Origin of the sequence: Marinifilum sp. D714 (genome assembly GCF_030851345.1) — a bacterium.
Classification (GTDB): Bacteria; Bacteroidota; Bacteroidia; order Bacteroidales; family Marinifilaceae; genus Marinifilum.
Genome location: NZ_JALPNU010000004.1, coordinates 163,625 through 187,698 on the forward strand (window position 1 = coordinate 163,625; position 24,074 = coordinate 187,698).

The 24,074-nt window shown below is 35.9% G+C and carries 23 protein-coding genes and 5 tRNA genes; 25 read left to right on the plus strand and 3 right to left on the minus strand.

What is annotated here, in order from left to right; all coding sequences use genetic code 11:
• Nucleotides 1-89: 89 nt before the first annotated feature.
• On the plus strand, nt 90-2,987 hold the full coding sequence (locus M0051_RS05910) for a PAS domain S-box protein (RefSeq protein WP_306740624.1): 2,898 nt from the start codon (nt 90-92) through the stop codon (nt 2,985-2,987).
• A gap of 127 nt (nt 2,988-3,114) precedes the next feature.
• Nucleotides 3,115-3,765, plus strand: coding sequence for an NAD(P)H-binding protein (locus M0051_RS05915; protein WP_306740625.1), 651 nt, complete (start codon nt 3,115-3,117; stop codon nt 3,763-3,765).
• Here M0051_RS05915 and M0051_RS05920 read toward each other — a convergent pair.
• Nucleotides 3,762-4,520 (minus strand): SDR family NAD(P)-dependent oxidoreductase, encoded by a 759-nt coding sequence (locus tag M0051_RS05920; RefSeq protein ID WP_306740626.1) that lies wholly within the window; start codon nt 4,518-4,520, stop codon nt 3,762-3,764. The two genes, M0051_RS05915 and M0051_RS05920, sit on opposite strands and share 4 nt — an antisense overlap.
• Before the next feature lie 155 nt (nt 4,521-4,675).
• Here M0051_RS05920 and purL point away from each other — a divergent pair, with 155 nt between their 5' ends.
• From purL to M0051_RS05940, 4 genes are all read left to right on the plus strand, one after another.
• On the plus strand, nt 4,676-6,832 hold the full coding sequence (gene purL / locus M0051_RS05925) for a phosphoribosylformylglycinamidine synthase subunit PurL (RefSeq protein ID WP_306740627.1): 2,157 nt from the start codon (nt 4,676-4,678) through the stop codon (nt 6,830-6,832).
• 169 nt (nt 6,833-7,001) lie between these two features.
• The gene (gene ubiE, locus M0051_RS05930) at nt 7,002-7,730 is read left to right on the plus strand and encodes a bifunctional demethylmenaquinone methyltransferase/2-methoxy-6-polyprenyl-1,4-benzoquinol methylase UbiE (protein ID WP_306740628.1); all 729 of its coding nucleotides are present in this window, start codon (nt 7,002-7,004) and stop codon (nt 7,728-7,730) included.
• A 42-nt stretch (nt 7,731-7,772) separates the two neighbouring features.
• On the plus strand, nt 7,773-8,477 hold the full coding sequence (locus M0051_RS05935; protein WP_306740629.1) for a porin family protein: 705 nt from the start codon (nt 7,773-7,775) through the stop codon (nt 8,475-8,477).
• A gap of 48 nt (nt 8,478-8,525) precedes the next feature.
• Complete coding sequence (locus M0051_RS05940; RefSeq protein WP_306740630.1) at nt 8,526-10,091, plus strand: NAD(P)/FAD-dependent oxidoreductase; 1,566 nt, start codon at nt 8,526-8,528, stop codon at nt 10,089-10,091.
• On the opposite strand, the gene M0051_RS05945 is transcribed toward M0051_RS05940, so the two are convergent.
• Together M0051_RS05945 and M0051_RS05950 are read right to left on the minus strand one after the other, a co-directional pair.
• Nucleotides 10,076-10,342 carry a hypothetical protein gene (locus tag M0051_RS05945; protein WP_306740631.1) on the minus strand — a complete coding sequence of 89 codons (267 nt, stop codon included), beginning with the start codon at nt 10,340-10,342 and terminating at the stop codon, nt 10,076-10,078. The two genes, M0051_RS05940 and M0051_RS05945, sit on opposite strands and share 16 nt — an antisense overlap.
• A gap of 80 nt (nt 10,343-10,422) precedes the next feature.
• Complete coding sequence (locus M0051_RS05950) at nt 10,423-11,193, minus strand: TrmH family RNA methyltransferase (protein WP_373568302.1); 771 nt, start codon at nt 11,191-11,193, stop codon at nt 10,423-10,425.
• A gap of 155 nt (nt 11,194-11,348) precedes the next feature.
• On the opposite strand from M0051_RS05950, the gene M0051_RS05955 reads away from it, so the two are divergent.
• The 19 genes from M0051_RS05955 (at nt 11,349) to rplL (ending at nt 24,064) form a co-directional block, all read left to right on the plus strand.
• Nucleotides 11,349-13,739: a BamA/TamA family outer membrane protein gene (locus M0051_RS05955; protein ID WP_306740633.1), complete on the plus strand. Its 2,391-nt coding sequence runs from the start codon at nt 11,349-11,351 to the stop codon at nt 13,737-13,739.
• 182 nt (nt 13,740-13,921) lie between these two features.
• Nucleotides 13,922-14,998: a class II fructose-bisphosphate aldolase gene (gene fbaA, locus M0051_RS05960; RefSeq protein WP_306740634.1), complete on the plus strand. Its 1,077-nt coding sequence runs from the start codon at nt 13,922-13,924 to the stop codon at nt 14,996-14,998.
• Between the two features lie 155 nt (nt 14,999-15,153).
• Complete coding sequence (locus tag M0051_RS05965) at nt 15,154-16,512, plus strand: sodium-dependent transporter (RefSeq protein WP_306740635.1); 1,359 nt, start codon at nt 15,154-15,156, stop codon at nt 16,510-16,512.
• Nucleotides 16,513-16,572: 60 nt separating this feature from the next.
• Nucleotides 16,573-17,655, plus strand: coding sequence for a ComEA family DNA-binding protein (locus M0051_RS05970; RefSeq protein ID WP_306740636.1), 1,083 nt, complete (start codon nt 16,573-16,575; stop codon nt 17,653-17,655).
• 180 nt (nt 17,656-17,835) lie between these two features.
• Nucleotides 17,836-18,027 (plus strand): 30S ribosomal protein S21, encoded by a 192-nt coding sequence (rpsU, locus tag M0051_RS05975; RefSeq protein WP_110360383.1) that lies wholly within the window; start codon nt 17,836-17,838, stop codon nt 18,025-18,027.
• Between the two features lie 77 nt (nt 18,028-18,104).
• Nucleotides 18,105-18,983, plus strand: coding sequence for a tyrosine-type recombinase/integrase (locus tag M0051_RS05980; protein ID WP_306740637.1), 879 nt, complete (start codon nt 18,105-18,107; stop codon nt 18,981-18,983).
• An 18-nt stretch (nt 18,984-19,001) separates the two neighbouring features.
• Entirely contained in the window at nt 19,002-19,298 is a 297-nt protein-coding gene (hpf, locus tag M0051_RS05985; protein ID WP_306740638.1) for a ribosome hibernation-promoting factor, HPF/YfiA family, read from the plus strand.
• A gap of 106 nt (nt 19,299-19,404) precedes the next feature.
• A tRNA-Thr gene (locus M0051_RS05990) sits at nt 19,405-19,478 on the plus strand.
• 17 nt (nt 19,479-19,495) lie between these two features.
• Nucleotides 19,496-19,578: transfer RNA gene (locus M0051_RS05995), tRNA-Tyr, on the plus strand.
• 37 nt (nt 19,579-19,615) lie between these two features.
• Nucleotides 19,616-19,688: transfer RNA gene (locus M0051_RS06000), tRNA-Gly, on the plus strand.
• Between the two features lie 11 nt (nt 19,689-19,699).
• Nucleotides 19,700-19,771: transfer RNA gene (locus M0051_RS06005), tRNA-Thr, on the plus strand.
• Nucleotides 19,772-19,829: 58 nt separating this feature from the next.
• Nucleotides 19,830-21,017: an elongation factor Tu gene (tuf, locus tag M0051_RS06010; RefSeq protein ID WP_306740639.1), complete on the plus strand. Its 1,188-nt coding sequence runs from the start codon at nt 19,830-19,832 to the stop codon at nt 21,015-21,017.
• A 51-nt stretch (nt 21,018-21,068) separates the two neighbouring features.
• Nucleotides 21,069-21,141, plus strand: a tRNA-Trp gene (locus M0051_RS06015).
• 18 nt (nt 21,142-21,159) lie between these two features.
• Entirely contained in the window at nt 21,160-21,351 is a 192-nt protein-coding gene (secE, locus tag M0051_RS06020; protein ID WP_054716421.1) for a preprotein translocase subunit SecE, read from the plus strand.
• Nucleotides 21,352-21,371: 20 nt separating this feature from the next.
• Nucleotides 21,372-21,920 (plus strand): transcription termination/antitermination protein NusG, encoded by a 549-nt coding sequence (gene nusG / locus M0051_RS06025; protein ID WP_110360379.1) that lies wholly within the window; start codon nt 21,372-21,374, stop codon nt 21,918-21,920.
• A 25-nt stretch (nt 21,921-21,945) separates the two neighbouring features.
• Entirely contained in the window at nt 21,946-22,389 is a 444-nt protein-coding gene (gene rplK / locus M0051_RS06030; protein WP_054716163.1) for a 50S ribosomal protein L11, read from the plus strand.
• A gap of 20 nt (nt 22,390-22,409) precedes the next feature.
• Nucleotides 22,410-23,102 (plus strand): 50S ribosomal protein L1, encoded by a 693-nt coding sequence (rplA, locus tag M0051_RS06035; protein ID WP_120241602.1) that lies wholly within the window; start codon nt 22,410-22,412, stop codon nt 23,100-23,102.
• A 29-nt stretch (nt 23,103-23,131) separates the two neighbouring features.
• Nucleotides 23,132-23,650: a 50S ribosomal protein L10 gene (rplJ, locus tag M0051_RS06040; protein WP_120241601.1), complete on the plus strand. Its 519-nt coding sequence runs from the start codon at nt 23,132-23,134 to the stop codon at nt 23,648-23,650.
• A gap of 39 nt (nt 23,651-23,689) precedes the next feature.
• Nucleotides 23,690-24,064 carry a 50S ribosomal protein L7/L12 gene (rplL, locus tag M0051_RS06045; protein ID WP_120241600.1) on the plus strand — a complete coding sequence of 125 codons (375 nt, stop codon included), beginning with the start codon at nt 23,690-23,692 and terminating at the stop codon, nt 24,062-24,064.
• The last annotated feature ends 10 nt before the right edge of the window (nt 24,065-24,074 follow it).

A 24,074-nucleotide genomic window follows, 5' to 3' on the forward strand; every position in this document is an offset into this window, starting at 1 on the left:
ATTACCTAAATCTTATCTATGAAAATTTTATGACTAAAAATTTATCTCAAGGCCCTAAAAATTCCCTTTACAAATTAGATGAAAATGAAATGAATAAGAGTAATCTTGATCATTTTAGAGATATTCAAAATCCGAATAGCCTATTAATGATGCTTAATGTTTTTTCTGAGTTAAGCGGATGTCCTTGTTTGTTAATAAATTTTGAAGACAAATATGTGAACAGCTGTAGTTGTCAGGCTATGACACTTTTCAATGGTGGGTTTATAAAAAATGGGGAGAGTCTTTTTAGCAAAATTTCAAAGATAAAAAGCGAGCGGAAAGATGATTGTATTGAAATCATATATGGACCACATGCCAGAGGTATTTTTGTTCCGGTTAAAATTAAGGGAAAATTATATGGATACTTTGTGTGTGGTCAATTTGTTGAAGAGAATGATCCAATAGCTGTTAAAATTGCCAATGGGGAGAAATTAAGCAATGAAGAAGCCTTGGAGGTTAACTTGCTAAAAGTCCTTTCTCGAAAGGAAATAGAAGAGAATATCGAAAAATCCATACGTTTTGCAAAGGGAATTGAGTCTCAATTTGAGATGAGTTATGAATTGCGTAACGAAATAGAAAAGAATAAGGAAGCCACGAATGAAATTCGAGTTCAAAAAACTTTTTTTGAGAATTTGTTTGAAAATTCACCTGATGCAATAGTGATTCTTGATAATGAAGATAGGGTGATAAGAGTAAACAAAGAGTTCGAAAAATTATTTGAATATACTTTAGAGGAGGCATTATCAGAAAAAATTAATGATTTAATTGTTCCTGAAAACTTTAAAGAAGAGGGAAAAAGATATACAAAACAAGCTTCTTTAGGACAAGTATTGGAATTCTCTACGGTACGTCAAACCAAGTATGGAAAACAAATTCATGTACAGGTGACGGGAAAGCCAATATTTCTAGATGAGGAGAAAGTTGCGGTATATGCTATTTACCGCAATGTTACCGAGGAAGTTTGGAAACAAAAGCAGGAGCATATCATTTATGGGATTACGGATATTCTGAATTCTTCTTTAAGTCAGGTGGAATTGGTTCATAGTATAGGTGATTTGTTACAACCTATTGTGGGGAATGGTGAAATGTTTCTGGATTTAATTTCACCAACCAATAGATCTTTGCGTTCTTTTGGTCAGAAATCCTTTAAATATAATAGGTTAAATTTTTCAGAATCAATTAGTTTTAATGCAATTCGAAGGAAAAAAAAGTTAAATCTTGATGAACGCCAAATAAAAGAAATTGTAGAAGAGAATGGTTTGTCTTTGCATAAAATTCCAAAGCGATGGATTGGTTTTCCTCTTATTGATAATGATCTTGTTTTAGGAGTTTTTGGAATTTCATCTTATACATGTTCATCAAATCTTGACTCGGATACTTTAAAGTTATTAGAAATTGTTTCGGTACAGATTGCTTTGGGGGTTAAAAGAAAAAAGAGAGAAATGGAGTTAAAGACCTTGCATCGCTCCATGGAACAAAGCCCTGCATCAATAGTTATTACCAATAGAGATGGAGATATTGAATATGTAAATCCTAAATTTTGTCAAATAACAGGATATAGTGCTGAAGAAGTTGTTGGAAAAAACCCACGTGTCTTGAAATCAGGATTTACTCCTCAAGATGTATACAAGCAAATGTGGGAGCACTTGAAAATAGGAGAAGAATGGAATTGTGAATTCTTAAATGTTAAAAAGAACAAGGAGTTATTTTGGGAACGAGCTAGTTTTTCCGCAATAAAAGATGAGTTTGGAAATATAACTCATTACATGGCTGTCAAAGAGGATATTACAGAGAGTAAAAGGATAGAGAGGGATCTGTTAGAAGCGAAAAATAAGGCGGAAGAATCCGACCGAATGAAGTCGGCATTTATGGCAAATGTTTCTCATGAGCTAAGAACGCCATTAAATGCGGTAATTGGTTTTTCGAATTTGTGTAATGATTCAATGAATATTGATGAGATATTGGAATTTGTACAATTAATAAATAGGAGTGGAAACCAATTGCTTGAGGTTATAGAGGATATCTTGAGTTTTACAATGATTGAATCAGGAAATATAACAAAAGTAGAGGAGGAGTTTTTGATGTATAACTTTTTGTGTGAGGTGAAAAAATTAGCAGCGCAAAAGCAGATACTGGAAAACAAAGAACGACTGACTTTAAAATTTACCGCAGATAAAAGGTACTCAAAAATTCTGGTCCGTAACGATTTTCAGAGGCTTCTGCAGGTGGTGATGAATCTATTTAAAAATGGATTAAAGTTTACCAATAAAGGATTTGTTGAGTTTGGATATTGTGTTGAAGGTGAAAAATTAAAGTTGTATGTAAAGGATACTGGAGTAGGGATAGAAAAAGATAAAAAGGATATTATTTTCGATAAGTTTCGCCAAGTGGATGATTCAATTACCAGAACTTTTGGAGGTACAGGAATGGGATTGGCAATTTCCAAAAAAATTGTAGATATGCTTGGAGGAAGAATTGAAGTTGAATCTGAACCTAATAAAGGATCTACTTTTACTTTGGTGATGGATTGTATTCTTTCAAAAGAAGAAAGCGTGAAGATAGAATTGCCAAAAGTAGATACGAATCATATTCCCACCATATTGGTTGCTGAAGATGAGCTTTCTAATTATAGGTTGATAGAGACAATTTTAAAAAGAAACAAGTATAAAGTTATATGGGCTGAAAATGGAGCTGAAGCCATTCGGATTTGTAAAGAGGAAAATAATATCGATTTGGTGTTAATGGATATGAGAATGCCGGAAGTGGATGGTATGAAAGCAACCATCGAAATAAAGAAGTTTAAGCCAAATTTAACAATTATAGCTCAAACGGCTTATGCTATGAATGGTGATAAAGATAAAGCTCTTGAAATTGGCTGCGACGATTATCTTTCAAAGCCAATTAAAAAGGAACTGTTGTTGGAAAAGATAAAATCATTTATCAAGTAATGTAAATAGGTTAAATATTAAGAAAAAGGTTTTTGTGTCAGCAAAAGCCTTTTCGTGTTTTTGATTTTATCGTGAAAGCCTTAACTTGTCTTCAAATAGAGAACTAAACCTCTTAAATTATCGTGTTATGAAGGCAATTGTGAGTGGAGCTTCAGGATTTACCGGAGAAAAATTACTGAAACGTATTTTAGCGGATCAAGATTATACCAAAGTTTATGCTTTGGTAAGAAATGAATTGCCCATGAGCCACCCAAAATTGGAACAAATCGTAATCAACTTCGAATTCTTAACTTCAGAACAACTTCCTTCTGAAATTGATGTGGCATTTTGCTGCATTGGAACAACAATCAAAAAAGCTCAGACAAAAGAAAATTTCAGAGTAATAGATTACGAATACATCACAAAGTTTGCTAAAGTTTGTGAAGAAAAGAAGATTGGCAACTTTCATTTGATTAGTGCAATAGGTGCTAGTCCAGAATCCTATTTTTTCTATCAAAGAGTTAAGGGTGAAGCGGAATGCTTTATCAATTCACTGGAATTTGAATCGGTAACTATCTACAGACCTTCGGTAATTTATGGAGGAAGGAAAGAATTCCGGCTGTTCGAAAGCTTTGCTGCCTGGATCAGCCGAAATTTTAAGTTTTTATTTATCGGAAAAATGAATCGAATTCTTGCCGTTACTGGTGATCAACTTGCTAAAACTATCCATATAAAATCTAAACAGTTTATTCCAGGTCGTTGGATTATCGAATCCGAAGAAATTTCAGAAACCTATTAGTTACGGACAACATCTCTTGCCGAGGCTTGAGCTGTTGGCATGATAAGAATATCGTTAATATTTACATGAGAAGGGCGAGTTGCAATAAATTCTACAGTATCAGCAATGTCTTCTGCGTACAATGGAGTAAAACCATTGTAAACCTGGTCAGCTTTATCTTTATCACCTTTAAAGCGTACAATGGAGAATTCAGTTTCAACCATACCCGGAGCAACAGATGAAACTTTGATGTTATGCGGAAGCATATCGATTCTCATTCCTTTGGTTAAGGCATCAGCAGCGTGTTTTGTGGCGCAATAAACATTTCCACCTGGGTAAATTTCTTTACCTGCAATAGAAGTAACATTTATAATATGACCTTGTTTTCTTTCTATCATCAAAGGGCCAACAGCTCTTGTAATATAAAGTAACCCTTTAATGTTGGTGTCAATCATTCTTTCCCAATCATCAACGATACCATCTTGTAATGCAGAAACGCCAACAGCTAGGCCAGCATTGTTTATCAAAAGATCAATCTTCTTCCATTTTTTAGGTAAGCTGTTGATTTTTTCGAAAACCTCTTCCTGTTGTCTTACATCTAAAACCAATTTAAGGATATTACATTGATACTCTTTAAGAATTTCTTCTTCTAATCGGTTTAAATTTTCTTCTCTTCTTCCTGAAATAATGAGGTCGTATCCCACTTTTGCCATTTTTTTAGCACAAGCTTCACCGATGCCTGCTGTAGCGCCTGTTATAAAAGCAATTTTAGTCATTTTGTATTTGTGATATTAATTTTGTGTTGTTATGGAGATTGTAATATACAATCAATCTTTTCTTGGAGTTGTAAAGGTAAAAACTAAGGCGATAATTCGTGTTCCTATCTTATTTTTTTTAAATTTAAAATATTCATCACCAATAAGCTTGCGCCATGGAAAAACAAGACGTATCAGTTCAAGTAGCCGAAGATCTGGGCATAGATAAAGAATCATACGATAAGATCGTAGAAAGTTTAGGTCGAAATCCAAATTTATTAGAGTTGCAGATTTATTCTGTTATGTGGTCAGAGAACTTATCTTACAAAAGTTCTGTTTCATGGATATCCTCGCTGCCTAACAAAGGCGAATATATTATTTCAGGAGCAAGAGATTCGAATGCGGGAGTTGTTGATTTAGGGAATGGAGAATATTGTGTATTCAAGATGGGAACACACAATCATCCTTCAGGTATTGATCCATATCAAGGAGCTGCTACATGTGTTGGTGATGTGTGTAGAGATATTGTGTCCCTAGGTGCAAAGCCGCAAATTATTCTCAATTCATTACGATTTGGCGATTCTACTCTCGATAGGACAAAATGGTTGATGGATGAAATTATTAAAGGAATAAATGATTATGCAAATGTTTTATACATAGAAGATATTGGAAGCGAAATTTTTTACAATTCATCATACGATACAAATCCCATTGTAAATATAATGGTAGCCGGACTTGTTTCAAAAGATAAACTTCTTTTCAATAGAACACTAGAAGCAGGTCAAAAGTTGTTCATTGTTGGAAACCCAACAGGTTCGGAAGGTGTGTTTGGACAAAATGAGAGTTTTACAATCCCAAAAGGAAATCCAGATCTTGGCAATTCGTTGACCGAAGCGATTTTAAAACTTAATGAACAGGATGCTCTGGTAAGAGTGGAAAATATGGATATGGCGGGTATCATTAATTCATGCTCGGTTGTAAGTGCCCATGCTAAGACAGGAATTGATCTTGATTTGAATAAGATACCTCTAAGTCATAATGGAATTAACGTTGAGGAAGTACTTCTCTCGAGAACGCAAGAGCGATTTATGCTGGTTGCAGATAAGAAGAATACAGACTTAATAAAGAAAACATTCGAGGAGCATAAACTTATTTGCGAGGAGGTTGGAGTATTAACCAATAATAAGACTATAAGATTTTTTGAGAGCTCAAAAATAGTAGCCGAAGTAATTGCAAAGGATTTGGTAATGGGATTTGGAGCTCCACAAACTGACCGTAAGTTTCACGATTTGGTTCAAGTAGATGCTATAGATTATCTTGAAACAATTCCAGAACCTGATAATTATTGGAAAGTAATTAACAAAATGGTGAATAATCCTAATCTTGTAATTAAGGAACACCTTCAAAGAAATATAGAAGACAGAGACAACTCACCTTCTGACGCTCAAATCACATTTTTGGGAGAGGATAAGAAAGCAGTATGTTTTACTGTATCTGGCAATTCGGTTTATTCTTTTAATAATGCATATATAGGAGCACAAATTAATATAGCACGTGCTGCCAGGCGAATAGTATGTTCGGGAGGAAAGCCATTAGCAATAAATGATTGTTTGAATTTTGGTAGTCCACTTGAGGAGAATATTTATTCTCAATTTGTGGCCACAATAAAAGGAATTGCAAAGGCAAGTTCTTTTTTTGAAACTCCTGTAGCTGGTGGAAATGTTAGTTTTTATAATGAAAGTTCTGTTTTAGGAAAGCGAAAAGCAATAAATCCAACACCTGTTATTGCCATGATGGGAGCTTTGCCAAATAAGGAGAATCATATGTCTTACATTTTCAGGAACAAAGGTGAAATGATTTTCTTAATCGGTAAATCCAGGAATGACATATCGGGTTCAGAGTACTTGTGTTCATACCATCAAAAGTGTCAGGTGGGAATTCCGCATTTTAATATTGAGGATGAAAAAGCAATTAATAATACGGTAGCCAAATTAATACAAGCTAAGTTGATTTGTTCTGCTCACAGCGTTGAGCGCGGTGGTTTATTTTTCAACCTAATTGAATCATCAATGCCGCTTGGTTTAGGTTTTGATATTACCTCGCCTGCCGAGGTTCGCATGGATGCCTTCTTATTCGGCGAAGCTCAGGGTAGAGTTGTAGTTTCAGTATCAATGGAAAATGAAAATGAGTTTGTTGACATGATGATGGAAAGTGGTTTGCCATTTTCTACTTTAGGACACATCACAAAAGGGGAATTAAGAATCGATGACATTTCCTATGGCTATATCGATGAATACAAGAAAATTTACATGAAAAATAATATTATCGGATAGATATTTGCTGAAAATATTGAGATTACAGATAACAAAGAATCAGATAATGGTTCTTTGTTTTTCATTCACTATATTTGTGCGATCGTAAATTATTAACGATCGCATTGTTTTTGAAATCTAAAAGATATCTCTACTAGATTTCCTCACTATTAATTTGAAAAGAAAGTTCGTGGTAAATCCATACAAAGATTTAGATAAAGGGAAGAAGGCGCAAGTTGCGCTGATGTTCAATAATATTGCAAAGAAATATGATTTTTTAAATCATGTTTTGTCGATGGGAATTGATAAGTTGTGGAGAAAGAAGGCGGTAAAATTATTGAAACCTTTGCAGCCGAAAATGGTTTTGGATATAGCTACAGGAACTGGCGACTTTGCTTTGGCTAACCTAAAGTTGAATCCCGAGAAGGTTGTAGGAATTGATATTTCAACCGAGATGTTGGCTGTAGGGAGAGAAAAAATTGCAAAGAAAAACTTATCGCATAAAATTGAATTGTTGGAAGGAGATTCTGAAAATATTCAATTCGAGGATAATACTTTTGATGCAATTACGGTGGCCTTTGGAGTTAGAAATTTTGAAAACCTTGAAAAAGGATTGTCGGAAATGAACCGTGTGGTTCGACCTGGAGGTAAAGTGGTGGTTCTCGAATTTTCAAAGCCCAGAAGATTTCCAATAAAACAGATTTATAATTTTTACTTTTTTAGGATTCTTCCTTTCTGGGGAAAAATGGTGTCAAAGGATGCTTCGGCATATACCTATTTGCCAGAATCTGTTGATGCTTTTCCAGATGGTGATGATTTCCTGAAAATTTATGAAACTTGTGGTTTTACCGATACAAAACAGATAAAATTAAGTTTTGGGATAGCTTCCATTTACATTGGAACTAAACCCATACAATAATTTTATATTTTAGGGGTTATTACTAAAAATAAACGATCCAGATTGAAACGATTACTCTTAATACTGCTCTGTCTTTCCCTTTTTTCTTCTGCTTTTTCGCAAAGCAGATATAAGCCTGAAAGCATACTGAATTATCAGAAAGTTGACCAAAAATGGTTGCACTTTGGTTTTACCTTGGCTGTAAATAATATGGACTTTGCCTTATACAATTCAGGGGTAAATGATGCCAGAGCTGAGCAAGTTGTTTTTTCCCCTGGCTTTTCGGTAGGAATTGTTTCTGATTTGCGTTTGCATGAAAATTGGTCATTAAGATTTTTGCCGGGGCTGGAGTTTGGAGAACGAACCATAAAGTATTCCAACTTGCCACAAGAAGATGTGACGGTTGAATCGGTTTTGGTGAACCTTCCTTTAATGCTTAAATATCGTGCAAAGCGATTGAATAACTATCGACCATATTTAATTGGTGGAGCCAGTTACAAGATTGATGTGCAATCGCAAGATGCTCTCGATCCTGAAAATAACATGTTGATTCGTTTAAATTCAACGGATGTGTATTTGGAGTTGGGTGCTGGTATCGATTTTTATTTGCCATACTTTAAGTTGGCTACAGAATTGAAATTTGCAATAGGTTTGCGTGATATCATTAATCATAGCTATGATATCGAGAACCCAGGTTATGAGGCATACACAGATGCCATTCGTGGTATGAACTCTAAAATAGTTACATTATCCTTTCATTTCGAGTAATTTTCTACTCTTGCACTTTTTTACCATTTCACCTTATTACTTTTTTACATGATTACTGAAATTGATATTGTTCTGAATCCCAAACAAGCTTCTGATGAATCTTTTTATAAGCCTATTCTGGCTCAAAAATTAAAGATTAAAATTGGTAGAATTAATGGAATTCAAATTCTAAGAAAATCCATAGATGCTCGAAGAAGAGATATCAAGATAAACATGAAATTTCGTGTCGCAGTGGATGAAAAGCTTCCTGTGGCGAAAGAATTGATATTCGATTATCCGAATGTAAAGGATAAGAAAAAGGTAATTGTTGTGGGAGCAGGTCCTGCGGGTTTATTTGCGGCTTTGCGATTGGTAGAACTTGGATATTGCCCTATTGTTTTGGAGCGAGGCAAAAGTGTTGAAGATCGCAAAAAGGATTTGGGACAGTTGCATAGAACCAGAAATGTAGATCCGGACTCAAACTACTCGTTTGGAGAGGGTGGTGCCGGCACGTTTTCGGATGGCAAGTTGTATACCCGATCTAAGAAGCGTGGTAATCTAAAGAAAATTTTAAATGTGCTTCATTTTCATGGAGCTCAGGATGAGATTTTGTACGAGGCGCATCCTCATATTGGAACCGATGTGTTGCCTAAGGTAATTGTAAATATCCGTAAGAGTATTATTGCAGTGGGTGGAGAAGTTCACTTTTCATGTAAAGTGATCGATTACTTGCTGGATGCCAATAAAATTACAGGCGTGTCAACTCAGGATGGGAAAACTTTTAAGGGAGAAGCCGTGATTTTGGCAACAGGTCATTCGGCTCGCGATGTATATCGAAAATTAAATGAATCTGATATCGATATTGAAGCAAAATCTTTTGCAATGGGCGTTCGTATCGAGCATCCACAGGAATTAATCGATCAAATTCAATATCACAATCCAAACGGAAGAGGGAAGTATTTGCCAGCGGCCAGTTACAGTTTTGTGCAACAGGTTGAAGGGCGTGGTGTGTATTCTTTCTGTATGTGTCCGGGGGGAGTAATTGTTCCGGCGGCAACAGGCGAAAATCAGCAAGTGGTAAACGGAATGTCATCCTCAGGAAGAAATACTGCCTTTGCCAATTCGGGAATGGCCGTCGAAATTCGTACAGAAGATTTAGCGGAATATGAGCAATTTGGTCCCTTGGCGGGATTGCATTTTCAGGAAGATTTGGAGGCACAATCATTTGTAGAAGGAGGAGAGAACCTAACGGCTCCTGCCCAGCGTATGAAAGATTTTGTAGAAGGAAGAAAAAGCGAAAACCTGCCAAAAACATCCTATCATCCGGGTGTGGTATCTTCCGAAATGCACAAGTGGTTGCCCGAACACATCTCTTACCGATTGCAAGAAGGATTTAAGGCATTTGGTAGAAAATCGAGAGGCTTTCTCACCAATAAAGCGGTAATTTTAGGAGTAGAATCACGAACGTCTTCGCCAGTAAGAATTCCAAGAGACCGTGAAACTTTCCAACATACCAAAATAGAAGGACTTTTCCCTTGCGGGGAAGGAGCTGGTTATGCGGGAGGCATTGTATCGGCTGCCATGGATGGCGAACAATGTGCCGATGCGTTTGATAGATATTATGCCAAGGAATAATTGACTTTTGCACTTGGATTTTGCCAACTCCAGCCATCGAGAGCATTTTTGCCAATGGATTTTGTCAACTCCAGCCATCGAGAGCTTATTGCCAACGGAAATTTCTGCTTTTTACTCGTCGAGAGCATTTTGTCAGTGAAAAATTGAGTATCCCGTTCGTCGAGAGCATTTTTGCCAATGGATTTTGCCAACTCCAGCCATCGAGAGCGTTTTGACATGTGAATTTTGAGAATTTTTCCTGTTGAGAGCATTTTGTCAAGATAATTTTGCTCTTTCGATTCACGAAGGACACTTTGCCAACGTTTTTGTTCTCAAAATGAGAAAAGAAACATTAAAATTCCACTCTCCTAAACTCTGAACAAATAATAGCGGTTGCAACCGATACATTCAACGATTCTGATGTTTCCTGATCGGCTGGGAAGTTTGGAATAAACAGCTTATCGCTCACCAATTGTCCAATTTCTTCTGATATTCCCTGACCTTCGTTGCCCATTACAATAAAACCTTTGCTTTGTAATTCGCACTTGTATATTGTTTCACCTTCCAAAAAAGTTCCATATACAGGGAAGTCCTTTGTGTGGTATTTGGAAATCAAATCAACTAAAGAAGTGTAGGTAACTTTAACTCTGGCAATAGCTCCCATACTTGCCTGTATCACCTTAGGGTTGTATACATCTACAGTGTTTTGTGAGCAAAAGATATTCTTAATGCCAAACCAATCAGCAATGCGCATAATGGTACCTAGATTACCTGGGTCCTGAACATCATCAAGTAATATCGATAAGGAGTTTTTTATGGTGTTTTCATCAATATCCCAAGCTGGAATCCTGAAAACGGCAAGCACAGGAGAAGGTGTTTTTAAACTGCTCACCTTTTTCATCAGTTTTTCATCAGTTTCAATACGATTTTCAATCTGATTGAGATGTTCTGTAGTTATTGCATTCTTCCAATCAGAAGTATGCACCAAGTAAGCAACTTTTATGTTGGTTTGTAGTAGGTCCATTACCAACTTATTGCCTTCAGCAACAAAAAGTTGATGAGAATCTCTATATTTTTTCTTTTGTAGGCTGGATATGAGTTTGATTTGATTTTTTGAGAGCACTGCTAAAAGCTTAATAGTTAGTAAATCAGACTGTTTGTGTTGGTTTTTTCAGAGAATAAAATCAATGCACATAAATGTTTCATATGCATTACAAATTTTTAATTGATATAAGTATCTTTGTTGTAATTAAAAACCGATAAATATTCAATTCATTCTTGAAAGCTATTCTAAAATACAAAAGTAGTTATTATTTCCCGATTTTACTTTTCTTTCTGAGTTTCTTGCTTGGTATGAGTTCTTGTTCAACTACCAAGTATGTTGGAGATGATGAATACCTTTTAAATAAAGTTATTGTTAAAACCGATGACAGGTCTGTACCTACAGGTGATCTTAAAAAGAATATCAAACAAAAGTCCAATCTAAAGATTCTAGGTACTTGGCGTTTTCATTTAGGACTTTATAATCTGTCTGGTAAAGATAAATCGAAAGGTTTTAACAAATGGCTAAGACGAATTGGAGAAGAGCCTGTGATTTATGAGGACTTTCAGACGAAAAGATCTGTAGCTCAGTTGCAGTTATTCATGAAGAAAAAAGGTTATTACAATGCAGTGATAAAAGATTCTGTTGCTTTTAAAAAGAAAAAAGCAAAGGTATATTACACCATAACTGCGAATGAACCTTATCGATATCGAAAGCTTTATCACCAACTTGATGAGTTGCCTTATAATTTTTTATCTCCATCGCAAAAAAATAGTGAGATGCCTGATTCTACTTTGATTCGAGCTTTTGTGAATGAGGATAAAAAAGATACGAAACTTAAGCAGGGGAAAAATGTAGACTCTGATATACTTGGAGAAGAGAGAATGAGAATTTTTAAGATGCTTAAGAATCAGGGGTATTTTAATTTCTCAAGAGAGTACATTCATTTTATGATGGATAGTACAAATAAAGACCATCAAATGGATGTTTTTGTTGGCTTGAAAAAGCCATTGAATGAAAAGGCAACCAAGAAGTATCGAATTAATCAAATTAAGATCCTTACTGAATATGATCCAAAACTAGTGCTGATGAATGATTCAATTTATTTATCGGAATTGGATACTTTGGTGCATAAGGATGTTGAGTTTATCTATAGAAATAAGCTCAAAATAAAGCCTGATGTGATTCTGTCCTCAATTCTTATAAAAAAGGGGAATTTGTACAACTTGAATTCTGTTTCTCAATCATATAGTAGGTTGCAGCAATTGAATCAGTTTAAGTTTGTGAATATAAACTTTGATGAGGATACAAAAGCAAATGATGATGAATACGGCAGTTTGAATTGTGTGATTCAATTGAGCCCACACAACTTGCAATTCTATTCATTTGAGTTGGAAGGGACCAATTCCTCTGGAAATATTGGATTTGCAGGCAATTTGAACTATCAGCATAAAAATTTGTTTGGCGGTGCCGAGGTGTTAGACGTTCAGCTTTCTACAGCTAGAGAAAATGTAAAATCAAGTGAGCAAACAAATTTTAGTTCTTCTGAGTATGGTATTGTTTCAAAATTGAGTATTCCCAAGTTTTTATTGCCATTTTTCGATGCTGAAAAATTCAGAAAATCATACAATCCAAGAACCATATTTTCACTTTCCTATAATTTTCAGAAACGTCCTGACTATACCAGAACCATAGCGGATGCAAGTTTTGGGTACTTTTGGAAATCGTCGAAGTATTTGCGACACACCTTTAACTTGGTTGAATTGAATTTTGTGGATGTTAAAGATTTAAGCGAGGATTTTCTGAACGATATCGACAATCTGTATATTCAGAATTCTTTTACCGATCACGTTATTGCTACAACGAGATATTCAATTACTTATAATGATCAGAATATTAATATTCCAAGAAATTATAATTATTTGAGGTTAAGTGCTGAAGTGGCAGGTAATACATTAAAAACTATCGATAACATATTGGGAAGGTCAAAAAGAAATGATTACGACTCAGATGGAAATATCGAGGGAACTTACCATGACTTTTTAGGAATTAGATATGCACAGTATGTAAAAGGTGATATTGAATATCGATTTAATCAATACATCAACCGAGCAAACAATATGGTATATCGTGTTTTCTTCGGGATTGGTTACCCATATGGAAATTTAGAGGTTTTGCCATTCGAGAAAAGTTACTTCTCGGGAGGGGCAAATGGGATTAGAGCTTGGCAGGCACGATCTTTAGGTCCTGGTTCATATGTTGACGAAGGTGCTACTTATCCAAACAATACTGCGGACCTTAAAATTGAAGCGAATCTTGAGTATCGATTTAAACTTTTTTGGGCATTGGAAGGAGCACTATTCCTTGATGCAGGAAATATATGGGCAATCTCAAAAAAGGATGATAGAAAGGGAGCCGATTTTAAAATCGACCGCTTTTATGAAGAAATTGCACTAGGCACAGGTTTTGGAACGCGTGTAGATTTAAACTTTATTCTTTTCCGCTTGGATTTAGGGTTAAAATTGAGAGACCCTTCAAGAGTGGGTAATGAGCGTTGGATTATAGCTAAACGTCCGTTTAAATTTAAGCAATTGACATTCAATATTGGTATTGGATATCCTTTTTAAGTTGATCTTTTACAAAAATAAAAGTGAGCTTTATTTACATTCTTTAAAAATTTCCAATTGCATTCGTTTGCATAATTTTCTTATAGCCAAAACGGTGCAAAATAGATTATTTCTTTTTAACTTCGTGGTAAAATTCGACTTTCCGACGATTTTATAAGAACTATCCGATAAATTATATTATTATGAAACGAGTATTAGATGTTGTTAAACCGGGTGTAGTAACCGGTGATGATGTGCAAAAATTATTTCAGGTTGCTAAGGAAGAAGGTTTTGCAATTCCAGCTGTAAACGTAGTTGGAACTAACTCAATTAATGCTGCATTAGAAGCTGCCAAACAAGTAAATTCACCAATTATCATTCAGTTCTCGAATGGTGGTGCATCTTTCTTCTCAGGTAAAGGAATTAATGCAGAAGGACAAAGCGCTGCAATTATTGGAGCTGTTGCTGGAGCTAAGTATGTTCATGCTATTGCAGAGCACTATGGTATTCCGGTAATTTTACATACTGACCACGCTGCAAAAAAATTGCTACCATGGATCGACGGTTTGTTGACTGCCGGTGAAGAGTTTTTTGCTCAAACAGGAAAACCATTGTTTAGCTCACACATGCTAGATTTATCAGAGGAAACTCTTGAAGAAAACATCGAAACTTGTGTAAACTATTTCGAGCGCATGAACAAAATGGGTATGACTATCGAAATTGAATTAGGTTGTACTGGTGGAGAAGAAGATGGTGTTGACAATACTGATATGGATAACTCATTGTTGTATACTCAACCTGAAGATGTTGCTTTGGCTTACGAAGCATTGTCTAAAGTATCTTCTCGTTTTACAATTGCTGCATCATTTGGTAATGTACACGGTGTTTACAAGCCAGGTAATGTTGTATTGACTCCTAAGATTTTGGATAATTCACAGAAGTTTATCTCTGAAAAATATGGTGTAGCTGATAACACTGTTGATTTTGTATTCCACGGTGGTTCAGGTTCTACTTTAGAAGAAATTCGTGAGGCAATTTCTTATGGTGTAATTAAAATGAACATTGATACAGATACTCAGTGGGCATTCTGGAACGGAGTTCGTGAGTTCGAAGCTTCAAATCACGATTACTTGCAAGGTCAAATCGGTAACCCAGATGGTGACGATAAGCCAAACAAGAAATTCTATGATCCAAGAAAATGGTTGCGTGAAGGTGAGGTTGCTATGAAAGATCGTTTAGTTATGGCTTTCGAAGACCTAAATGCTGTAGGACGTAACTAGTCTTTAAGATATTTAATTGTAAAGCTCGGATAACTCATCCGGGCTTTTTTGTTTGTATTTGATATAAAAAACAAAAGCATTTAGGAATTAGACCTAATATTTTGCAAATTTGAACTTGCCCTAATTTGTATATCAATAACCTTAAAATTTTACACATGTCTATTAGTAATCCTTCGGGACGCGATGTTTTCTCAAGTAAATTTGGTGTAATTGCAGCTGCAGCAGGATCGGCTGTTGGCCTTGGTAATATTTGGCGATTTCCATATGTAGCTGGAGAAAATGGTGGCGGTGCATTTCTTTTAATATATCTGGCTTTTATAATTGCTATTGGCTTACCTGTGATGCTATCCGAGTTGTTAATTGGTCGAAAGGCACAACAAAATGCATTTGGCTCTTTTCGTAAACTTGCTCCTGGGTCGATGTGGTCACTTGTAGGTTTAATGGGAGTTGTTGCTGCCTTTTTGATTCTTGCATTTTATTCTACCATTTCCGGTTGGACTTTGGAATATTTGTATCAAGCAATAAGTAACGGATTTGCTCACGGTGATACGAAGGCGATGTTTGATAGTTTTAAGCAAGGGACCTTCCGTCCATTGATGTGGCAAATGATTTTTATGCTTCTAACAGCATGGATTGTATTCTCAGGAGTTAAAAATGGAATTGAAAAGTATGCAAAAATACTAATGCCTTTGCTGTTTGTTCTGATACTTGCAATGTGTGTACGTTCATTATCATTGCCAGGATCTTCTGCTGGTTTAGACTTTTTATTTAAACCTGACTTCTCAAAAATATCAATGGGAGTTATTCTGGAAGCATTAGGTCAGGCTGCCTTTTCGTTAAGTATTGGTATGGGGGCTTTAATTACTTATGGCTCTTATATCCAAAAACAAAATAACTTGGGAAAAACCGCGGTTCAAGTTACAGTTGCAGATACATTAATTGCAATTTTATCTGGTGTAATGATATTTCCAGCTGTTTTTGCATTAGGCTTTCAGCCTGATTCGGGAGCAGGCTTGGTTTTCGAAGTACTTCCAAAGTTATTCTTGGAAATGCCAGGAGGTTACTTTTTCTCAATTCTATTTTTCTTCTTGTTATCCGTTGCTGCATTAACTTCTACTATATCGGTACTTGAAGTAGTTGTTGCATACTTTTCTGAAGAATTAAACATCTCCAGAAGAAAGGCTACTGTAATAGGGGCAGCTTCTATTTCTGTATTGGGTGTATTTGCAACCTTGTCATTTGGAGATTTATCTGGAGTTCATATTTTAGGCCAAAGCATTTTTGAGATAATGGAATATACTGCAGCCAATGTGTTACTGCCACTAGGAGCTTTGTTGATTGTGATTTTTGTAGGTTGGAAGTTAAAACAGGTAATAGTGCGTGAGGAGTTGTCAAATGAAAGCACTTTACGTGTGAAATATTTTAAAGTGTTCTTTTTTATAGTAAAATGGTTGGCTCCTATAGCAATAACCGCTGTATTTTTAAATGGAATAGGATTGTTAAAACTTGGATAAGATTAATCTTTTTTATAATATTGTTAAGCGTTGTTTGTTTTCAAATAACGCTTTTTTAATATGTCATTAAAAAAGACTATAAAAGAATACTTTTCTTATTCCGCATCGGAGAAAAGGGGATTATTGGTGTTGGCCTTAATACTAATAACTGTATTTGTATTGCCAGAAATTCTTGATTCGGATTCTAAGCCCAACTCTATACCTAATAAAAATGAAAAGCTTGATAGCCTAATGGCTGTATTAAGCAGTAAAGGCAAATTGAAAAAGCCAGATTTGTTTTTGTTCGACCCGAACAAAGCTACGGCTAATGAATTTAAAAGACTTGGTTTAAGAGATTATCAAACCAGGAACATTTTAAGATATAGAGAGAAGGGAGGAGTGTTTAGGTCCAAATCTGATTTTCGAAAAATTTATGGTATTAAAGATGAGGATTATAATCGATTGAAAGAGTATATCAATATTACTGTTGTAATAAAGAAAGAAAAAGTCAAAAATAGATCAAGAAAAAGAGAGCAATTTGAGTTGTTCGATTTTGACCCCAATACAATTACCAAAGCCGAATGGGAGAAATTGGGAGTGGATAGTAGGCTTTCGAATCGTATAATAAAGTATCTGTCTACCGGTGCTAGGTTTAAAAATGCTGATGATATCAGCAAAATTTATGGCTTTGATTCTTTGCTTTTGGTACGAATAAAACCATTTGTACAAATAAAACCTTTAAAAAATGCAAGTGTTAAAATAGAATTGATTGATTTGAATTCGGCAGATACTACTATTTTAAAAACTCTTCCTGGTATTGGAAAGATACTTTCAAAAAGAATTGTAAAATATAAAGATATGCTTGGTGGCTACATTTCTAAATCACAGTTATTGGAAGTATATGGTATTTCAGAAGAAACTTTCCAATCCATTGAGAATCGAGTATGTGTATCGCCTGCGGTATTGCAAAAAATATCAATTAATGACTGTAATGCTAAACTATTGGGGAAACATCCATATATCAGCAGAAGAATATCTTCTGATATCGTAAAATACCGAGAGCGTGTTGGGAAATTTAGCTCACTGGATGATTTAAAAACCAAACATTTGTTGACTGATAGTGTTTTTCAGAAAATAGAACCTTATCTAAGTATAGAAGAGTAGTCTTTGAATTAGCTTGAGAATAATTTCTTATTTTCTTAACTTTATATTTCCGCAAAAGGTCCTAAAATATTAGAATGGAGATAATTTCATTACTTTTTTCAAAATAAATTTGAATTATAATGATTGAATTAATAAATTTGCGGCTCACTTAGAAAAACATAAATATTAAAGGAGAAAATTATGATTGTTATTCCTATGAAAGAAGGCGAAAATATTGAAAGAGCCTTAAAAAAATTCAAAAGAAAATTTGAAAAGACTGGTGTAATTAAAGAGCTTAGAGGAAGACAGGTTTATAAAAAACCATCTGTAAAAAGAAGAGAAGAAAAATTACACGCGATCTACGTTCAGCAAATGCAACAAGCTGAAGATTGATTTTCTGTTGGATTAATTCCTTGATGTCTTAATTTTTCGTATCTTGGGTTATCCTATTGGATAAATATCCTGGATGTATGAGTTTTAAGGAATCTTTTCTGTCTTATTTACAATACGAAAAACGATATTCTGCACATACGATTTTATCTTATGACTGCGATTTGACTCAGTTTTTTGAATTTTATTCAAGTGCTGATGAGATAGAGGTTGAAGATATAACATTTAAAGATGTGCGTAGATGGATCGTTTTTTTAATGAACGAAGGTAAGACTTCGCGAACTGTAAATAGGAAATTGTCCTCTTTAAAGTCATTTTTTAAATATTTGCTTAGAGAATCAGTGATTGATTCGAATCCGATGGATAGAGTTGTTGGGCCTAAGCAAGGAAAGAAATTACCTGGGTTTGTTGCAGAGCATGCAATGCAGGTGCTAAGAGAAATTGATTTTGGAGAAGGATTTGAAGGTGTTCGAGATCAGTTGGTGATTGAGATGTTTTATCAAACTGGCATGCGATTGTCGGAGTTGATGAATCTTAAAGAATCGGATTTTGATCGATCAGCATCTTTAGTTAAAGTATTAGGAAAAAGAAATAGAGAAAGAATCATTCCAGTAAGTGAGAGTTTGGTAAAGCTTCTTGATCAATATTTAGATCTTAGATTTAAAACTTTCGGAAACTTGGATGGTTTTCTTTTTGTAACTAAAAAGGGGGTGCCTGTTTACGAAAAGTTGTTGTATCGAATCGTCACAAAGCATTTGTCGAAGATTACAACAATGACCAAGCGAAGCCCACACGTTCTGCGACATACATTTGCAACGCATCTATTAAATAATGGTGCGGAATTGAATGCGGTTAAGGAACTGTTGGGGCATTCGAATTTATCGGCAACACAAATTTATACTCATACTACTTTTGAGCGTTTAAATAATATATATAAACAAGCTCATCCGAGAGCATAAATTTTGGAGGATTAGAATATGATTAACATTCAATCGATCGGTTTTGTTGCTGATGTGAAATTGGAAAATTTCATAGAAAATAAGCTTGGAAAAATAATGAAGCTCAATAGCGATGTTACTGGAGCTGAAGTTTTTCTTAGGGTTGAAAAATCTGATGTTACCGAAAATAAGGTAGTTGAAATCAACCTTGATATAAAAGGCGCAAATGTATTTGCAAAAAAGCAAAGTAAAACATTTGAAGAGGCCACAGATCTTGCCGCCGATGCATTGCGAAAGCAAGTTGTGAAACACAAAGAAAAACTAAGAGCAAAATAATTAGAAAAAACACCTGATTATTTTGTGATAAATTTAAAATATTTTTACATTTGCAAACCATTTTTAGGGAAAAGTATGCCTGTTAAATAGATGGTTTGCATTTTTTGCCGATGTAGCTCAGCTGGCTAGAGCAGCTGATTTGTAATCAGCAGGTCGTGGGTTCGAGTCCCTCCATCGGCTCTAAAATATTACATACTGGGGAGATACCAAAGTGGCCAACTGGGGCGGACTGTAACTCCGCTGACTTTCGTCTTCGTAGGTTCGAATCCTGCTCTCCCCACTGGTAAACGAAAAGAAACATTTTTGTTTCTTTTTTTGCGGGAATAGCTCAGTTGATAGAGCATCAGCCTTCCAAGCTGAGGGTCGCGGGTTTGAGTCCCGTTTCCCGCTCAAATACGTTTGCCGTTGTAGCTCAGGGGTAGAGCGCTTCCTTGGTAAGGAAGAGGTCACGAGTTCAAATCTCGTCAATGGCTCAAGAAATTTAAAGTATTGTTTTTAATTGTTGTCTAATATTAATTAATATTTGGAGTTATGGCTAAAGAACATTTTGACAGGTCAAAACCACACGTAAATATTGGTACCATTGGTCACGTTGACCACGGTAAAACTACTTTGACTGCCGCTATTACAACTGTATTAGCAAAAAAAGGTTTGTCTGAAGTGAAATCATTCGATTCTATCGATAACGCTCCTGAAGAGAAGGAGAGAGGTATTACTATTAATACTGCTCACGTAGAATACCAAACTGCTAACCGTCACTACGCTCACGTTGACTGTCCAGGTCACGCGGATTACGTGAAGAACATGGTAACTGGTGCTGCTCAGATGGATGGTGCTATTTTGGTTTGTGCTGCAACTGATGGTCCTATGCCTCAAACTCGCGAGCACATCCTATTAGCTCGTCAGGTAAATGTACCTAAAATCGTTGTTTTCTTGAATAAAGTTGACATGGTTGACGATGCAGAGATGCTTGAGTTAGTAGAAATGGAAGTTCGTGAATTGTTGGATTTCTATGAATTCGACGGTGATAACACTCCTATTATTGCTGGTTCTGCTCTAGGTGGGTTGAACGGTGAAGCTGAGTGGGAAGATAAAATCATGGAGTTGATGGAAGCAGTTGATACTTGGATTCCACTTCCTCCACGTGATGTAGATAAGGCTTTCTTGATGCCAGTTGAGGATGTATTCTCTATTACTGGTCGTGGTACTGTTGCTACAGGTCGTATCGAAACTGGTATCGTTCACACAGGTGATGAAGTTCAGATCATTGGTCTTGGTGCTGAAGGTATGAAGTCTGTAATTACTGGTGTTGAGATGTTCCGTAAGATTTTGGACGAAGGTCAAGCTGGTGATAACGTAGGTTTATTGTTGAGAGGTATCGATAAAGCAGCTATCAAGCGTGGTATGGTTATCTGTCACCCTAACACAATCACTCCTCACACTAAGATTAAAGCTGAGGTTTACGTATTGAAGAAAGAAGAAGGTGGACGTCACACTCCATTCCACAACAAATACCGTCCTCAATTCTACATCAGAACTCTTGATGTAACTGGTGAGATTACTCTTCCAGAAGGAGTTGAGATGGTAATGCCAGGTGACAACGTAACTATCAACGTTGAGTTGATTACGCCAGTAGCTTGTGATTTAGGTCTACGTTTCGCTATCCGTGAAGGTGGTAGAACTGTAGGTGCTGGTCAGATTACTGAAATTGTTGAGTAATTAGAACATATAAAGATTGATCTGGGTAAAACTAGATCAATCTTCTTATAGACGGGTGTAGCTCAGTTGGTAGAGCACTGGTCTCCAAAACCAGGTGTCGGGAGTTCGAGTCTCTCCTCCCGTGCAAAGACAAAATTGCCTTATGAAACTAAAAATTTATATTGAAGAAGTTTATAAAGAACTGGTTCAGAAAGTATCTTGGCCATCATGGTCTGAACTCCAAAGCAGTGCTATAGTAGTTATGATTGCTTCCACTATTATTGCTCTTGTGATATTCTTAATGGATATGGGGTTTAAGAATTTGATGGATTTTATATACAATATGTTACACTAATAATTCCTTTTTAGAAAAAGATGGCTGAAATTCAAAAAAAATGGTATGTTCTTAGGACTGTTGGAGGAAAAGAAAAGAAAGTCAAAGAATATATTGATAGCGAAATTTCCAATCTAGGTCTAACGGAATATGTGTCACAGGTTCTCATTCCTACCGAAAAAGTTTTTCAGGTGCGAAACGGGAAGAAGATTAGCAAGGAAAGAATTTTCTTACCAGGCTATGTTCTGATCGAAGCAGCACTCGTTGGAGAGATTCCTCACATCCTTCGTAATATTACGAACGTGATTGGCTTCCTGGGGGATACAAAAGGCGGCGATCCTACTCCTATGCGTATGTCAGAAGTGAACCGCATACTGGGTAAGGTTGATGAATTAGCTGGCAAAGAAGAGGAAATTAACATTCCTTACTATGTTGGCGAAATGGTTAAAGTGACTGATGGACCATTTAATGGTTTTACCGGTGTGATTGAAGAGGTGAATGCAGAGAAGAAAAAACTAAAAGTAATGGTGAAGATCTTCGGACGTAAAACTCCTCTTGAATTAAGTTTCATGCAGGTAGAAAAAGAATAATTAAATCCTTTAGAAAAGTAAAGCTATGGCTAAAGAAGTTGCAGGATTAATCAAATTGCAGATCAAAGGTGGTGCTGCAAATCCTTCACCCCCAGTAGGACCTGCATTGGGTGCTAAAGGGGTTAATATCATGGATTTTTGTAAACAATTCAATGCAAGAACTCAAGATCAGGCTGGAAAAGTAATCCCTGTTGTGATTACTGTTTATTCTGATAGTTCTTTCGAATTTATTACAAAAACTCCTCCTGTTGCTGTGCAAATTTTAGAGGCTGCAAAATTAAAATCAGGTTCTTCTGAACCAAACCGTAAAAAGGTAGGTTCAATTTCTTGGGATCAAGTTCGCGAGATCGCAGAGGGGAAAATGAAAGATTTGAATGCTTTTAAAGTGGAAAGTGCCATGAGTATGGTTGCTGGTACAGCAAGAAGTATGGGTATCACAATTTCAGGTGATAATCCTCTTAATCAATAATTTTAAACACTGCAATTAAAATGGGTAAACTAACGAAAAATAGAAAGTTAGCTTCAGAAAAAGTGGATACTGATAAGCTATATTCTATCGACGAAGCAGCGAAATTGGTTAAGGAGATTACATCTACCAAATTTGATGCCTCAGTGGATATGGATGTTCGCTTAGGAGTTGACCCGAGAAAAGCTAATCAAATGGTACGTGGTGTTGTTACACTTCCTCACGGTACTGGTAAACAAGTTCGTGTTTTGGTTCTTTGTACTCCTGATAAGGAAGAAGAAGCAAAAGCTGCAGGTGCTGACTATGTTGGCCTTGACGACTATGTTGCTAAGATCAAAGGTGGTTGGACAGACGTTGACGTAATCATCACCATGCCTACTGTAATGGCGAAAGTTGGTGCGCTTGGACGTGTTTTAGGACCTCGCGGTTTGATGCCGAATCCTAAATCAGGTACAGTGACAATGGATATCGCTAAAGCAGTTGCAGAAGTGAAAGCTGGTAAGATTGATTTTAAGGTCGATAAGTACGGTATCATTCACTCTTCAATAGGTAAAGTATCTTTCGAAGCAGATAAAATCATGGATAATGCTAAAGAATTTGTTGGCATTATCAATAAATTGAAACCATCTGCAGCAAAAGGAACTTATATCAAGAGTGTTTACCTGTCAAGCACAATGAGTCTTGGAATTCAAATTGATCCAAGAACACTTGACTAATTAAAAATTTAATCAAGATCTTAGTAATCATGAAAAAGGAACAAAAAATTCAGATTATTGATAGCTTGACGGAAGAGATTAATGCGTCAAACCACTTCTATCTTACTGACATCTCAGAAATGAATGCTGAAGATACTTCGGCACTTCGTAGAGCATGTTTTGAGAAGGATATTAAGTTGGTTGTTGTAAAAAACACCCTTCTTAAAATCGCTTTAGAAAAGGCAGAAGGTGAGTTTGAAGGACTAGACAATGTACTTAAGGGAGCTACTTCTCTTATGCTTACAGAGACTGGTAACCTTCCTGCGAAGCTTATCAAAGAGTTCCGTAAGGAACATGATAAACCTATCCTGAAAGCGGCTTACGTTGAAGAATCGCTTTATATTGGTGATAACGAGCTTGAAGCTCTTACTACCATCAAGTCTAAAGAAGAACTTATTGGAGATATCGTTGCATTGCTTCAATCACCAATCAAGAATGTTGTGTCTTCTTTGGAATCAGGAAAGAATATCCTAGCTGGTGTTGTGAAAACACTTTCAGAAAAAGAGTAATATATTTAGAGTAATTAAATTTTAAAAACTGAAGGAAAAATGGCAGATTTAAAAAAGTTTGCAGAAGAATTAGTTAATTTGACTGTTAAGGAAGTAAATGAATTAGCTGAAATCTTAAAAGAAGAATACGGAATTGAGCCAGCTGCTGCTGCTGCAGTTGTTGCTGGACCTGCTGCTGGCGCTGAAGGTGGTGCTGCTGAGCAAACTGAGTTTGACGTAATTCTAACTGCTGCTGGTGGTTCTAAACTAGCGGTTGTGAAATTGGTTAAAGAATTAACTGGTTTAGGTCTTAAAGAAGCTAAGGCTGCAGTTGATGCTGCACCAGCTCCATTGAAAGAAAAAGTTTCTAAAGAAGAAGCTGAAGCACTTAAAGCACAATTAGAAGAAGCTGGAGCTGAAGTTGAGCTTAAATAGAAGCACTAAA

Coding starts and splice junctions, on each gene's coding strand:
- fbaA (WP_306740634.1), top strand. CDS start 13,922: ATGAAACGAGTATTAGATGTTGTTAAACCGGGTGTAGTAACCGGTGAT.
- M0051_RS05915 (WP_306740625.1), top strand. CDS start 3,115: ATGAAGGCAATTGTGAGTGGAGCTTCAGGATTTACCGGAGAAAAATTA.
- rplA (WP_120241602.1), top strand. CDS start 22,410: ATGGGTAAACTAACGAAAAATAGAAAGTTAGCTTCAGAAAAAGTGGAT.
- M0051_RS05940 (WP_306740630.1), top strand. CDS start 8,526: ATGATTACTGAAATTGATATTGTTCTGAATCCCAAACAAGCTTCTGAT.
- rplK (WP_054716163.1), top strand. CDS start 21,946: ATGGCTAAAGAAGTTGCAGGATTAATCAAATTGCAGATCAAAGGTGGT.
- rplJ (WP_120241601.1), top strand. CDS start 23,132: ATGAAAAAGGAACAAAAAATTCAGATTATTGATAGCTTGACGGAAGAG.
- M0051_RS05980 (WP_306740637.1), top strand. CDS start 18,105: ATGAGTTTTAAGGAATCTTTTCTGTCTTATTTACAATACGAAAAACGA.
- tuf (WP_306740639.1), top strand. CDS start 19,830: ATGGCTAAAGAACATTTTGACAGGTCAAAACCACACGTAAATATTGGT.
- purL (WP_306740627.1), top strand. CDS start 4,676: ATGGAAAAACAAGACGTATCAGTTCAAGTAGCCGAAGATCTGGGCATA.
- secE (WP_054716421.1), top strand. CDS start 21,160: ATGAAACTAAAAATTTATATTGAAGAAGTTTATAAAGAACTGGTTCAG.
- M0051_RS05970 (WP_306740636.1), top strand. CDS start 16,573: ATGTCATTAAAAAAGACTATAAAAGAATACTTTTCTTATTCCGCATCG.
- M0051_RS05910 (WP_306740624.1), top strand. CDS start 90: ATGAATAAGAGTAATCTTGATCATTTTAGAGATATTCAAAATCCGAAT.
- hpf (WP_306740638.1), top strand. CDS start 19,002: ATGATTAACATTCAATCGATCGGTTTTGTTGCTGATGTGAAATTGGAA.
- rplL (WP_120241600.1), top strand. CDS start 23,690: ATGGCAGATTTAAAAAAGTTTGCAGAAGAATTAGTTAATTTGACTGTT.
- M0051_RS05945 (WP_306740631.1), bottom strand. CDS start 10,342: ATGCTCTCAACAGGAAAAATTCTCAAAATTCACATGTCAAAACGCTCT.
- M0051_RS05965 (WP_306740635.1), top strand. CDS start 15,154: ATGTCTATTAGTAATCCTTCGGGACGCGATGTTTTCTCAAGTAAATTT.
- M0051_RS05920 (WP_306740626.1), bottom strand. CDS start 4,520: ATGACTAAAATTGCTTTTATAACAGGCGCTACAGCAGGCATCGGTGAA.
- rpsU (WP_110360383.1), top strand. CDS start 17,836: ATGATTGTTATTCCTATGAAAGAAGGCGAAAATATTGAAAGAGCCTTA.
- nusG (WP_110360379.1), top strand. CDS start 21,372: ATGGCTGAAATTCAAAAAAAATGGTATGTTCTTAGGACTGTTGGAGGA.